Origin of the sequence: Promicromonospora citrea (genome assembly GCF_013004695.1) — a bacterium.
In the GTDB taxonomy this organism is placed as follows: Bacteria; Actinomycetota; Actinomycetes; order Actinomycetales; family Cellulomonadaceae; genus Promicromonospora; species Promicromonospora citrea.
This window is the reverse complement of record NZ_JABEMG010000004.1, coordinates 1-12,163: the sequence shown is the minus strand read 5'-3', so window position 1 is coordinate 12,163 and position 12,163 is coordinate 1. Positions and strand designations below refer to the sequence as shown.

At 71.1% G+C, this 12,163-nt stretch carries 14 protein-coding genes and 1 pseudogene; 9 read left to right on the top strand and 6 right to left on the bottom strand.

Translation table 11 applies throughout. The features are described 5' to 3' along the window. The first annotated feature begins 35 nt into the window (after nucleotides 1-35). A complete protein-coding gene (locus HLB15_RS01580) occupies nucleotides 36-410 on the top strand; it encodes a nuclear transport factor 2 family protein (RefSeq protein ID WP_212759375.1) in 375 nt (124 codons plus the stop codon). Nucleotides 411-444: 34 nt separating this feature from the next. Then, nucleotides 445-1,245, top strand: coding sequence for a hypothetical protein (locus HLB15_RS01575; RefSeq protein WP_171103016.1), 801 nt, complete (start codon nucleotides 445-447; stop codon nucleotides 1,243-1,245). Here the strand turns inward: HLB15_RS01575 and HLB15_RS01570 are convergent. Then, nucleotides 1,199-1,633, bottom strand: coding sequence for an ester cyclase (locus HLB15_RS01570; RefSeq protein ID WP_171103014.1), 435 nt, complete (start codon nucleotides 1,631-1,633; stop codon nucleotides 1,199-1,201). The two genes, HLB15_RS01575 and HLB15_RS01570, sit on opposite strands and share 47 nt — an antisense overlap. Nucleotides 1,634-1,710: 77 nt before the next feature. Next, nucleotides 1,711-2,550: a helix-turn-helix domain-containing protein gene (locus HLB15_RS01565; protein ID WP_171103012.1), complete on the bottom strand. Its 840-nt coding sequence runs from the start codon at nucleotides 2,548-2,550 to the stop codon at nucleotides 1,711-1,713. Between the two features lie 151 nt (nucleotides 2,551-2,701). Here HLB15_RS01565 and HLB15_RS01560 point away from each other — a divergent pair, with 151 nt between their 5' ends. The 7 genes from HLB15_RS01560 (at nucleotide 2,702) to HLB15_RS01530 (ending at nucleotide 8,839) form a co-directional block, all read left to right on the top strand. Beyond that, nucleotides 2,702-3,721: an aldo/keto reductase gene (locus tag HLB15_RS01560; protein WP_171103010.1), complete on the top strand. Its 1,020-nt coding sequence runs from the start codon at nucleotides 2,702-2,704 to the stop codon at nucleotides 3,719-3,721. A gap of 403 nt (nucleotides 3,722-4,124) precedes the next feature. Next, nucleotides 4,125-5,030 carry an IS5 family transposase gene (locus HLB15_RS01555; protein ID WP_171103008.1) on the top strand — a complete coding sequence of 302 codons (906 nt, stop codon included), beginning with the start codon at nucleotides 4,125-4,127 and terminating at the stop codon, nucleotides 5,028-5,030. A gap of 19 nt (nucleotides 5,031-5,049) precedes the next feature. Further along, nucleotides 5,050-5,337, top strand: coding sequence for a hypothetical protein (locus HLB15_RS01550; protein ID WP_171103006.1), 288 nt, complete (start codon nucleotides 5,050-5,052; stop codon nucleotides 5,335-5,337). Nucleotides 5,338-5,513: 176 nt separating this feature from the next. Next, nucleotides 5,514-6,428 (top strand): M23 family metallopeptidase, encoded by a 915-nt coding sequence (locus tag HLB15_RS01545; RefSeq protein ID WP_229785717.1) that lies wholly within the window; start codon nucleotides 5,514-5,516, stop codon nucleotides 6,426-6,428. After that, nucleotides 6,425-6,733: a DUF6112 family protein gene (locus HLB15_RS01540; protein WP_229785718.1), complete on the top strand. Its 309-nt coding sequence runs from the start codon at nucleotides 6,425-6,427 to the stop codon at nucleotides 6,731-6,733. The genes HLB15_RS01545 and HLB15_RS01540 overlap by 4 nt, the downstream gene beginning before the upstream one ends. A gap of 132 nt (nucleotides 6,734-6,865) precedes the next feature. Further along, a complete protein-coding gene (locus HLB15_RS01535; protein ID WP_373291130.1) occupies nucleotides 6,866-7,240 on the top strand; it encodes a DUF6112 family protein in 375 nt (124 codons plus the stop codon). A gap of 438 nt (nucleotides 7,241-7,678) precedes the next feature. After that, complete coding sequence (locus HLB15_RS01530) at nucleotides 7,679-8,839, top strand: diacylglycerol/lipid kinase family protein (protein WP_311979549.1); 1,161 nt, start codon at nucleotides 7,679-7,681, stop codon at nucleotides 8,837-8,839. Nucleotides 8,840-8,869: 30 nt separating this feature from the next. Here the strand turns inward: HLB15_RS01530 and HLB15_RS01525 are convergent, their stop codons facing one another. From HLB15_RS01525 to HLB15_RS01510, 4 genes and pseudogenes are all read right to left on the bottom strand, one after another. Further along, complete coding sequence (locus tag HLB15_RS01525) at nucleotides 8,870-9,250, bottom strand: LapA family protein (protein WP_171103002.1); 381 nt, start codon at nucleotides 9,248-9,250, stop codon at nucleotides 8,870-8,872. A gap of 103 nt (nucleotides 9,251-9,353) precedes the next feature. Next, on the bottom strand, nucleotides 9,354-10,451 hold the full coding sequence (locus tag HLB15_RS01520; RefSeq protein WP_373291132.1) for a fatty acid desaturase family protein: 1,098 nt from the start codon (nucleotides 10,449-10,451) through the stop codon (nucleotides 9,354-9,356). Further along, nucleotides 10,432-11,013 (bottom strand): hypothetical protein, encoded by a 582-nt coding sequence (locus HLB15_RS01515; RefSeq protein ID WP_171103000.1) that lies wholly within the window; start codon nucleotides 11,011-11,013, stop codon nucleotides 10,432-10,434. The genes HLB15_RS01520 and HLB15_RS01515 overlap by 20 nt, the downstream gene beginning before the upstream one ends. A gap of 193 nt (nucleotides 11,014-11,206) precedes the next feature. Further along, nucleotides 11,207-11,500 (bottom strand): annotated as a pseudogene (locus HLB15_RS01510) (transposase); the annotation flags it as partial. Nucleotides 11,501-12,163: the final 663 nt, after the last annotated feature.

Genomic DNA, 12,163 nt, shown 5'->3' with positions numbered 1-12,163 from the left:
GGCCCCCGCGCAAGGTCGACGTGGGCGACCCGTCGGTGACCGACCTCTTCACGCCGGACGCGGTGATGTTCTACCCGAAGTTCGGCTACGCCCGGGGGCCCGCGCAGATCGCGGTCTTCGCCCGAGGCCTGGCCCGGGGCATCGCCGAGCTCGGGCACGAGATCGACGGGTTCACCGTGCTCTCGTCCGGCGACCACGTGATCGTCGAGGGCGTGGAGCGCGGGACGACGACGTCCGGCGTCACCTTCCCCGACGGCGAGTCCACGTACGGCCTGTTCTGCAACGTGTTCGAGTTCGAGGGCGAGCTCATCACGCGCCTGCACATCTACGTGGACCCGGACTTCGCGGCCACGGACGAGGACGGCGTGGCCTGGGGCCGGTCGGTGCGGGAGGACATCGCGAACCTGTGACCGGGAGCGCCGGGAGGCGGCCTACCGTGCCGCCATGACCGACGAACAGACCGAGCTGCCCGGCGACCCCCGGGGCGTGTGGCAGCGGGAGGCCGCGCGGGACGCCCCGGCTGACGACGTGTGGCTGCCCGCGCCCGAGGACCTGGCGCCCTGGGACACCCCGGAGGCGGTCGACGCCCACTACGCTCCGCTGCCGGCCTGGTGGCAGCGCTGGCTCCTGGTGATCCTCTACACCGTCGTCGCCGGCATCGCCGTCGCGTCAGCCCTGCCGGACGTGCTGCCGGACGACGGGACCCCCGTCCGGCCGGTCGCCGCCGTGCTCGCCGGCCTCCTCGGCGCCGGGATCGTCGTCGCGGTCGCCGTCGGCGTCGTGCTCGAGGTCCGCCACCGCCGCACGCGCGGCGCCGAGCTGCGCCGCGTGACCGCGCTGCTGCGCGAGCGCGCGATCCCCGTCTGGGCGGTGCTCGAGAACCGCGTCCGTGTGTCCGGGAGCGGGGACACCGTCTACGACCTGCAGCTCGTGTTCGACCTGCGGGTCCCCCGCGGGACGCTCGCGCTCCAGCACCGCGTGGCGGCCGCATGGCTCGACGCCGTCGCCCGCTCCGGCGAGAGCCTGCCGACGGAGTTCGCGTGGGACGCGCCCGTGCACGGCGCCGACGTCTTCGGCGAACCGATGCGCGGCGTGTGGATCTGGTCGAAGGGGTCGGTGCTGCCGATCCAGACGCTCGGGCTGGCGGTGGACGACCCACGGGAGACCGACGTGCTGGGGCCGGAGAACGTCGTCTTCCTCAGGAACCAGCCGAGGGAGCTGCGCCGTCGGTCGAGGATCGACTGACCTGCTCGGCGACGGCCGCCCGGTCGATCATCGACCGTACCGCGGCGATGCGCCCCTCCCGGTAGCGGTAGAACACGTGCTCGGCGAAGCGGACCCGTACCCCGCCGACGGCGATCCCGAGGAACTCCCCCGGCGGCGCCGTGTCGAACACGAGCCGGCACGCCACCTGGTCACCCGCCGCGACCAGGAGCTCGGGCACGTACCGCAGGTCGGGCGCCGCGGCGACGTCGGCGGCGACGAGGTCGGCGTACTGCTGCCGCGTCAGGGTCTCATCGTTGTACGTGAGCTCGTCGTGCACGTGGTGCACGAGGTCGTCGAACCGGCGCTCGTCGAGCACCGTCAGGTAGGCGCGGTACCGCGCCTCGAGGTCCGTCCCGTCCTGCGTCATCACGCCACCCCCGCGTCGTCTGCGTCGTCGTGCGCCACTGTACGGGCCGCCGGTGACATCCCGGCGGCGTCCCCGGATCACGCCAGCGCCTGGTTGCCCACCACCTCCAGCAGCCGCAGCCGGTCGGCCGTCTCGCTGCCCTCCGCGACGCTGAACGCCATGATCCGCAGGTCCGCCCCGAGCGCGGCGAGGACGTCGCAGTCGAGGGTGAGCTCGCCGACGCTCGCGTGCCGGACCGTCTTGGTCAGGGGCTCGTGGGTGCCGACCACCCCGGAGTCCCAGAGCCGCGCGAAGTCGGCGCTCCGGTCGCGGAGTGCGGCGACCAGCGCCGCCAGCCCGGCGTCCTTCGGGTAGCGGGCCGACGCCGCCCGCAGGTCGGACACGAAGGCCGCACGGTGCCCCGTCTCGCGGCTCACCGCCTGGGGGTACCCGGCCGGCGGCTCGACGAACGACCACCACACCGCGTTCCGCCCGAAGCCGCGGGGCGACGGCGGGTCGCCGAACAGCGCGGCCCACAGCGGGTTCCACGTGATGAGGTTCCAGGCGGCGTCGTACACGCTCAGCGGCGTGCCGGTAAGACGGTCGAGCAGCCGCTGGACGCCCGCGGGCACGTGGTCGGAGACCTGACCGGGGCCGGGCACCGCCTGACCGGCGAGCACGAAGAGGTGCTCCCGCTCCGCCGTCGTCAGCCGCAGCGCGCGAGCCAACGCCGACAGCACCTGCGGGGACGGGTTGGTCGCCCGGCCCTGCTCGAGCCGCACGATGTAGTCGACGGACAGCCCGGCGAGCCGGGAGAGCTCCTCGCGTCGCAGGCCCGGCGCCCTGCGGACGCCGTCGACGGACAGCCCGACGTCCGCGGGCGTCGTGCGGTCACGCCACGCGTGCAGGGCCCTGCCGAGGTCCGTGGTCCCGGTCATCCCCCCCAGTATCGACGTCGGCGCGCTCCGCAGCCTGGTACTGCCGGTCCACCTGCTGCGGCGTGCTCTGGCTCGCCCGTCGGCGCGCCGCGCAGGCTGGACGGACCGGCGCCGGGACCAGCCCGCCGCCGCGCACCGAAGGAGCACGCTTGTGAAGTACCGCACGCTCGGGCGGACCGGCATCGAGGTCAGCCCCTACGCACTCGGCACGCTCATGTTCGCCGGCCAGATGGGCAACGACCCGGACGAGTCGGTCCGGATCATCCACAAGGCGCTCGACGCAGGGATCAACCTCGTCGACACCGCGGACCGCTACGGAGACTCCGAGGAGATCGTCGGGCGAGCGCTCAAGGGCCGACGCGACGAGGTGGTCCTCGCCACCAAGGTCGGCCTGCCGATGGGCGAGGGGCCGAACCAGCAGGGCGGCTCCCGCCGCTGGATCACCCGCGCCGTCGAGAGCTCGTTGCGCCGCCTCGGCACCGACCACATCGACATCTACCAGCTCCAGCGCCCCGACCCGCGTACCGACCTCGAGGAGACGCTCTCCGTCCTGTCCGACCTCGTCCGGGCGGGCAAGGTCCGCGCGATCGGCTCCTCGACCACGCCCGCCGAGATGATGGTCGAGGCCCAGTGGGTCGCTGAGCGTGCGGGTCTGCAGCGCTTCCGCACCGAGCAGCCGCCCTACTCCATCCTCAACCGCGGCATCGAGCGCGACGTGCTGCCGACCGCGCAGCAGTACGGCATGGGGGTGCTCGTGTGGGGTCCGTTCGGCCAGGGGATGCTCACCGGCCGCGTGCGCAAGGGCGGCGACAACGACCTGCGGCGTGCCCGGTTCTCGCGCCACCTCACCGACGAGCGCCGCATCGACGTCGTCGAGCAGCTCGTCCCGCTCGCCGCGGAGGCCGGCCTGCCGATGACGCACCTCGCCATGGCGTTCGCCGTCGCCCACCCGGGCGTCACCTCCGCCCTGCTCGGCCCGCGCACCATGGAGCACCTCGACGACCTGCTGGCCGGGGCCGACGTGGAGCTGTCGGACGACATCCTCGACCGCATCGACGAGATCGTCCCGCCGGGCACCGACGTCACCCGCCTCGACCAGGAGTACAAGCCGCCGGCCCTGCTCGACGCACGCCTGCGCCGTCGACCGGCCGGGGACCGCGCCGCGGTCTGAGCCGGGTCGTTCGAGCTCGTCGAGCGGGCGGGGAGCTCCGCGGCGGCGCGCGGTCCGCGCTGGAGCTCCTCCGCCGCGGCTGATGCGCCACGGCCGCAGGATCACACGGGCAATCGGTGGGCCCGGAGGGATTCGAACCCCCGACATCCACGGTGTAAACCGTGGAAGTTGCCCTGACCTGCACAGACACCCCTCGGAAACCTGCTCGTGGGCATCCCACGGGCATCCGGGGTTCATGTGCTGATGCATGGTGTCAGGCTCCCATGCGGACGCAGCGTTCTGCCGGTTCCGCAACGGCTGTGCTCGCGTGTCGCCCAGATCCAAGACAACCTCGCTGGACAACACACCTAGGGCCTGTTTGAGATTGTGGTCGTGACCTGGTGTTTCGGCATGATCCGGGGTCGTGGGTGACGCGGAGCGGCATGATCTGAGCGATGTGGCCTGGGCAGTGCTCGAGCCGTTGCTGCCGGTCAAGGCCCGCGGCCGCAGGCCGCGGGCGTTACGTCGACAGATCGACGGGATCCGGTTCCGGACCCGGACCGGTTGCCCGTGGCGGGACGTGCCGAGCGAGTACGGACCGTGGCAGAGCGTCTACTCCCGGTTCCGGGACTGGCAGCTGGACGGGTCCTGGGACCTGATCGCTGACCGGCTGCGCACCGCCGCCGACGGTGCGGGCCTGATCGAATGGGAACTGAACCTGGACTCCACGATCACCCGTGCGCACCAGCATGCCGCCGGGGCTCGCCGGGACCCGGACGCGCAGGCTGAGCCCCCGCACGGGCCCGTCCGATCAGAGCCGGCCGATCACGGGCTGGGCAGGTCACGTGGTGGGCTGAGCACCAAGATCCACGCCGCGGTCGAACAGGGCCAGAAGCTGATGGGCATGGTCGTCACGGCCGGGCAGCGTGGAGACAGCCCGCAGTTCGGCCCGGTGCTCGAGCAGGTCAGCGTCAAACGTCCTTCGAAGGTCGGGCGGCCGCGCACGAGACCGGAACGGGTCCGGGCAGACAAGGCCTACGCCTCGGCAGGCAACCGGGCCTTGCTGCGCCGGCGCGGTATCCGCGCGACGATCCCTGACAAGAAGGACCACGCCGCCCACCGGCAGGCGAAGGGCTCGGCTGGTGGGCGCCCACCGAAGGTCGACTACGAGGACTACAAGAAGCGGCACGCGGTGGAGTGCATGTTCAACCGCCTCAAGCGCTGGCGAGCAATCGCCACCCGGTTCGACAAGTTGCAGGTCCGCTACGAAGCGAGCGTGACGGTCGCAGTGATCGACGACTGGGTCAAAGCGCTCGTGAGGGCCGCCTGAGTGCTGGCATCCTGGGGTCGTGACGTTCTACGCCGACACCGAGAGCGGCATCCGGCTCCAGGACCCGACACGCAACGACCTGCTCGACCTGATCGACGGGCTCAACGACGCCGACAACACCTTCATCGTCGTCCATCCACCCGTTGACGACGCCGAGTGGTTCATCTCAGTCTCCAAGAACATCGGCACATTCGGCGGCTACGAACTGGATTGGCACGACCCCCGGACCGCAGAACGCACAACGACCACCGCGGCGACCCCGACCACCATCGCCGACGACGTCCTAGCCTGGACCCACCAACGCTGACCCAATCTCAAACACGCCCTAGTGCGGTCGGGTCGCTGCCCGCCGAGCTCACGGCGACCACGACCGGTGGCGACGTCGTCCGGCTGGACCGGGTCCAGCTCGGGCACGCCGCCACGATCATCACAACCGGGTCACGCACCACCGGTGTGGGGCGGGACGGGGTCCTGGTCGCACTGATGGCGGCGCTGACCGAGTCGCACCTGCGGATGCTGGCCAACCCGGGCGCTTACCCCGACTCCACGACCTACCCGCACGACGGGACCGGTCAGGACCACGACAGCCTCGGCCTGTTCCAGATGCGCCCGGCGGCCGGGTGGGGAACCGTCGCCCAGCTCATGGACCCCACCTACCAGGTAGCAGCGTTCTTGGGCGGACCCACCGGCCCCAACCACGGCTCACCCCGCGGCCTGCTCGACATCCCCGACTGGCAGCAACTGCCCAAGGGCGCCGCCGCACAAGCAGTCGAGGTCTCGGCGTTCCCGGACCGGTACGCCCAGCACGAACCCGTCGCCCGCGCCATCCTCGAACGGCTCACCACGTCACCCGGCCCGGGCACACCCGACGGTGGGAGTGGCACACCGGTGTCGTCGCGTGTGGTGTTCCCGCTGCCGGCCGGCACCTGGACACGCGCCTCCAGGTTCGGGACGCGGACCCACCCCGTGACCGGGGTGCGGACCCTGCACGCGGGTGTCGATTACGCCGCCCCCGCCGGCACCCCGATGCTCGCGCTGGCCGACGGAGTCGTCTCCTACGCGGGCCCGGACCCCCGCGCGGGCAACCTGCTCGTCATCGACCACACCCTCACGGGCTCCGACGGCCCGCAGCGGATGGCCTCCGCGTACGCGCACCTGAGCGACGGGTCCACGACCGTGGCCGAGGGAGACGTCGTGACAGCCGGGTCCCAGGTCGCGCAGGTCGGGTCCACCGGGCAGTCCACCGGCCCGCACCTGCACCTGCAGATCCACCCCGGCGGGTTCGACGCCGCCCCGGTCGACCCCGAACCCTGGCTCGCGACCCACTCCCCCACCGCCCTCGACGGCTCAGCCGTCCTGCCGGCCACCGGGACCTGCCCGACGGGAGCGACGTCATGACGATCTCTCCACTCTCCCTGAGGGTCCCTGCAGTGCTGGCCGTGGGGATCGGCCCCGACTTCAGCGCGGTCGCGGGGACGCGCCTGCTCCCGATCATCGGCGCCCTGCTGACGATCACCGTGCTGATCGCGGTGGCGATGTTCGTGATCTGCGCGTTCGTCTGGCCCATCGCGTCCGCGACGGGGAACTGGCAGGCCACCAGCAAGGCCCGCACCGGCCTCCTCGGCTCCCTCATCGGCGGGGTCATCAGCGGCGGTGCCTTGGCCTGGACGAACTGGCTGATCGACCTCGGCCACACCTTCTAGCCAGACCCTTCCAGCCAGACCTCCAGCCGGACCCGGCCGCCGGTCACGCCCGCCAGCAGCGACCCATGGTGGCCCCGGGGCGGGCGGTGCACCTGCCCAGCGCAGATGTCACCGCGCTGAGGGAGAACCACCATGCTGCACCTCCAGACCGCCGCCCACGCCGTCTCGACGGCCGTCACCCACGCCACCGAGCAGGCCACCCTGATCGCGACCGGGATAGCCCACAGCGATCCAGGGGTCCCGGACATCCGCCCGAACACCAACGGCGTGCCCGGGATCCCGCAGCTGAAGGAGATCGTCGGGGCGATCATGAGCATCGGCCTGATCCTGGCCGTGGTCGCCCTGATCATCGCCGCGATCGTCTGGGCGTTTGGCGCCAACTCCTCCAACCCCCACCTCGCCGGCCGGGGCAAGACCGGGATCCTGGTCGCCGCCGCCGCCGGCGTGCTCTGCGGCGCGGCCGTGGCCCTGGTGAACTTCGGCTGGGACCTCGGGCAGCAGATCTGATGGACATCTGCTCTGTAGCGATCCATCGAAGATGCCGGTCCGACCGTTGTAGTTGCCAGCCAGATGCCGGTTGGCCGGATTGTCGGTTCTCCGCGCGGCTTTCCTACCGTACTGGCGGCTTCTCGGCGGAAGGGCTGACTGTGTGTGCCGGCAGATCGGTCGGTTTCAAGGCCAACTCCGGCGACGGCCCGACGGACAGAAAAGCCGCTACCCGACATCGCGTGCACTCGGTCAAACGCTGAGGGAAACGAGCAGATATGGTCGGCGAGACACCGAGCCAGCATGCCCAGCACTGACCTCTCTGCGGTCCGCGCCCCAGTCCGCAGAGGTCCGCTTGTGCCTTCGAAGCGTCGTCGGAGGCCGGAGCTTCCAATCGCGCGGGCGGCATCGGGGAGCAGGTCGGTCAGTAGTCAGCCTGCTGGCCCCGACGGGTTGCACGTGCTGCTCCCTGCGCAAGCTTGTGTCGTGCGACGTGAGAACCTCGACACGAGGGCGGTAGAAGAAGGGCGACCAAGGGAGAATGCCATGGTGGAGGGCCGAAGGAGCGCGGCCGACACCGCCGGCCGGTTGACGGCGCACGGCGCACGTTCCTCGTCGAGGAATCGGGCCGCGGTGATCGTGAACCCGGTCCGGGTGGATGCGGCCCGCCTTCGCGCGGCACTTGTCGCCGAGGAACGGCGCCAGGGGTGGCGACCGCACCTGTGGTTCGAGACGACGCCCGAGGACCCGGGCGGGCAGGCGGCGAGAAGTGCGCTGGGTCATGATCCGGCGCTCGTCATCGTGGTCGGCGGCGACGGCACAGTGCGCGCCGTTGCCGAAGAGCTGGTTTCGAGCGGGATACCGGTGGCGGTCGTGGCGGCAGGGACCGGGAACCTCCTGGCGCGTGAGCTCGGGCTGCGGGTCGGCTTGGAGGAGGCGGTCCGCGTGGCGTTCAGCGGCTCGGACCGCACGATCGATGTGGGCTTGGCCGAGCTCGAGCGCGAGAACGGCCCCGCATCCACGCACGTGTTCCTCGTGATGGCGGGCATCGGTCTGGACGCGCGCATGGCGACAGGCACCAACGCCGCTCTGAAGCAGCGCATCGGCTGGCTCGCCTACGCGGACCCCATCAGCCGGTCGGTGGTGGGCAACGAGCGGTTCCCGATGCACTACCGCGTCGACCGTGCGCGGGAGCGGTCCGTGGGTGCGCACACCGTGATCGTCGGCAACTGCGGCACCCTGACCGCCGGCATCCTGCTGCTGCCTGACGCGGAGGTGGACGACGGTCTGCTCGACGTCGTCCTCCTGCGTCCCAAGGGGTTCTGGCAATGGGTGCGTGTCGGGTGGCGCCTCATGGTCGGCGGTGTCCTCAACCGCTCGCGGGCGGGCCGTGTGGTGCTGAGGTCCGCACCACGGCTGCGTGCCATGGAGTACGTGCAGGGCCGGAGCCTGTCCGCGCGGTTCGAGTCGCGACAGCACGTCGAGCTCGACGGGGACAGCTTCGGTGAGGTGACCGCCGCCAGGATCCAGGTCCGTCCCAGGGCGCTGACGGTCCGCGTACCGGGGCAACCGTCCGTCGGGAGGGGTGGAGAGACGCCGGGCGACGGCCCGGCGCCCTAGGGCGTCGAGTCCCAGGGCGCGTGGGCCCGGTCAGGGCGTTCGGCTGCTACCGCCGTGCTGGCGACGTCGTAACTGGGTGATGCGGATGGTGCCGATCACGAGGGCGATGATGCCGACCCCGACTCCCGCGATCAGCAGGGCGACGGCGAGCGGGACCGACCCTTCCATGCCCAGGAACGAGACCAGCACCGGCTGGGTGTTCTGCAGCATGAAGATGATCAGTGCGACCAGAAGGAGCGCCGCGACGCAGATGCCGACCCAGGCGGCACCAGCGCGACTCCGGCGGGCCTTGACGGGACGCGTGCTGGTACGTCGGACGTGGCTCGACCCGTGCGTGTCGGGGCCCGGCCTGCTGGGCTTGCCGTTGACCGCGGACGGCAGCGGGGGATTGGGGGCGGGAACGGTGGCCATGACGGCCTCCCTGCGATTCCGGGCCCGCGCACCTCGGGTGGGGCATGTTCGCCCGGATCCCTCCCACTCTACGCCCCTCGTCGCCGGGCGTGGGCGCAGTGCCTCAGCGGCCGAGCTGGGCTGCCAGAGGGCAGGAGAAAGGGTCGCGCGCGCGGTGCTCAACGTCGTTCAGATATCCCACGACGATCCGGTAGGAGCGGAAGAAGCCGACCTCGGTGTACGTCACCCCGAGGGTCGAGCAGAACTCCCGGACGAGCGGCTGGACGCGCCGCAGGTTGGGCCGGGGCATGCTCGGGAAGAGGTGGTGCTCGATCTGCCGGTTGAGCCCGCCCATGAAGAAGTCGACCAGCGCGCTGCCCCTGATGTTGCGCGACATGAGCACCTGACGGCGCAAGAAGTCGATCTCGGCGTCCGCCGGGACGATCGGCATCCCCTTGTGGTTGGGAGCGAACGCGCCGCCTAGCAGCACGCCGAACAAGCCGAGCTGCACGGCCAGGAAGGCGGCAGCGATCGCCGGCGGCAGCAGGATCAGGAGCACGGCGACGTTCAGGGTCAGGCGGGTCAGCAGCACGGGGACCTCCACCCGGCGGTGCACCACGTGTCCTGGGCCGAGCACGGTACGCACGCTCGCCACGTGCAGGTTCAGCCCTTCGAGCGTCAGCAGCGGGAAGAAGAACCAGCCCTGCCGGCGGGCGAACCAGCGCCGCCAGCCGCGGCGGCCGGCCAGGATCGACGGCGTGAACGCGATGACTCCGGGCGAGATGTCCGGATCGTGGTCCTCGTGGTTCGGGCCGGAGTGGTGGGCGTCGTGCTTCGTGGTCCACCATACGTGGCTCAGCCCGACGAACACGTTCGCCAGGATGCGGCCGGTCCAGTCGTTCCACGCCCGGGACCGGAAGATCTGGCGGTGGGAGCTGTCGTGGCCGAGGAACGCGAGCTGGGCCAGCACGACGGCCAGTGCCGCGGCGAGCAGGAGCTGCCACCACGAGTCGCCGACGAGCACGACCGCGGTCCAGACCAGCCCGAAGGCGACGACAGTACCGATCAGACGCGTCCAGTAGTACCCGTACCGGCGTCGGAGGAGCCCCGACTCGCGCACCGCCTTCGCCAGGACCGAGTAGTCCCTGGTCACCGCCCGGGCGGGCCGGTGGACCTCCGTCGTGCTCGCTGGGCCTGGCCGCTCACTCGAAGCGGACACGATCCGCCTCGGCCTTCACCCTGGCCGCGCGCGCAGCTTCCGCCTGGCTCCATCGAAGACGCTCGTCGTCGCGCCGCTCACGATCCGCGAGCACCTGCTGCTCGGCCTCCCGCAGCACCCTGGCGATCTCAGCGGCCAGTCCACCGGCCAGTGTCGCCAGGTTCGTCCCCGCGATCTCCAGGCGGCGGTCCGCGACCTTCAGAGACACCCCTGGGTAGCCACGCTCGGCGAGCATCGCCTGGGCGGCCGGAGCCTCGATCAGCGCGCGTTCCTCGGCGGACACCCGCCGGGAGAAGACGGCTGTGACCAGGTACCGCTCCGGCTCGTCATCCGTGCCGAGCTCGTGCGGAAGAGCGGAGTCCAGCACCCCACGCAGGAACAGCCCACCTCGTGCGGCAGGCTCGGCGCCAGGGCTCTCGGCGCTGCCGAGGGGCTCCGGCTCGAACCCGCCGTCGTCGTCCCACTGCGCCCGGGAGGTCTCCTCGTCGACGGCTGAATCTGCAGCACCCCGCGCCGACGAGACGTCTCGCTCGACCTCGTGCGGGCCAACGCCGCTGTCACCCATACCTTCACCCTACTCCGGGTAGGCGTCGGCCGGGTCGACGAGATGGCAGCCCGCAGGCCAACTCCACCGGCACCCCGAGTTCCTTCCCGTCGAACGGCTCACACCTATCGGACAGGACCGCTGGCGCCAAGCCCAAAACCAGCTCGGGATCTCACCAGCCTCCCGACGACATGAGACGACCCGGAACCGACGCGAAGAAACTCGCTGCGGACTTCAAGATCTGGTTCGCCCTGCGTAGCTCACGGTTCTCCCGCTCCAGCTCCTTGATCCGCGCGGACTCCTCGCTGGTCACCCCGGGCGCCTGCCCGGCATCGACCTGGGCCTGCTTGACCCACGTCCGCAGCGACTCCACCCCGACATCCAGCCGCGCAGCCACAGCCTTCACAGCCGCGTACTGCGTCGGGTACTCCGACCGGTGGTCCAGGACCATGCGCACAGCACGGGCCTTGAGCTCATCCGGGTAACGCCTCGTTGACACGATCAGGATCCTCCCAAGGAAGGAACCCTCCACCAAACCCGGGGCGGTTCACCCCGGCACGAGCTCGGAACCCAGACCGACCCGGACCAGTACGACCTTGTACTGCTCAACCTGCCCTACCACGACGCAGCCCTGCTCAACCCCGGCCGGCGCACCCGCCTGGGCACCTACCACCGCGACCTGATCACCAGCGCACTGGATCAGACCGCACCCGGGGGGGATCATTGTCGCGCTCGCTTCGCCCGTGCTCCTGGACCATCCCGATCAGACCCTGCGACAAGCCGTGGCCGACAGGGCCGACCTCGTCGGTGCAGTGCGCCTCCCGAGCGCAACCATGCGGCCCGACAGCCACGCCGAAGACCCCACCGACGTCCTGATCCTCAAGCGCCGCCGACCTGGAGAACCGGGTCCAGGCATCCCGCCAGCCCGCGACGTGATCACCTGGTCAGGCCCCCAGGGCCGCGGCAAAGTCTGGTCTACAGGAGCGCGGTTGGGGTGGCCTGACCTGCGTCTTTGCTGGTGAGACGGGATGCGCGGGTGCGTCGCGAGACAGGTTGGATCGGAGGTTCCTACGCCAGCCGCTGCCTACCTGCAGGAACACACCCGCGCTCATGTCATCGTCTCGCGCCACCGCCATGGTGTCCAAGCCCGTCTCATCCGACATCCTTCTGG

Coding starts and splice junctions, on each gene's coding strand:
- HLB15_RS01575 (WP_171103016.1), top strand. CDS start 445: ATGACCGACGAACAGACCGAGCTGCCCGGCGACCCCCGGGGCGTGTGG.
- HLB15_RS01570 (WP_171103014.1), bottom strand. CDS start 1,633: ATGACGCAGGACGGGACGGACCTCGAGGCGCGGTACCGCGCCTACCTG.
- HLB15_RS01565 (WP_171103012.1), bottom strand. CDS start 2,550: ATGACCGGGACCACGGACCTCGGCAGGGCCCTGCACGCGTGGCGTGAC.
- HLB15_RS01545 (WP_229785717.1), top strand. CDS start 5,514: ATGGCGGCGCTGACCGAGTCGCACCTGCGGATGCTGGCCAACCCGGGC.
- HLB15_RS01540 (WP_229785718.1), top strand. CDS start 6,425: ATGACGATCTCTCCACTCTCCCTGAGGGTCCCTGCAGTGCTGGCCGTG.
- HLB15_RS01535 (WP_373291130.1), top strand. CDS start 6,866: ATGCTGCACCTCCAGACCGCCGCCCACGCCGTCTCGACGGCCGTCACC.
- HLB15_RS01525 (WP_171103002.1), bottom strand. CDS start 9,250: ATGGCCACCGTTCCCGCCCCCAATCCCCCGCTGCCGTCCGCGGTCAAC.
- HLB15_RS01515 (WP_171103000.1), bottom strand. CDS start 11,013: ATGGGTGACAGCGGCGTTGGCCCGCACGAGGTCGAGCGAGACGTCTCG.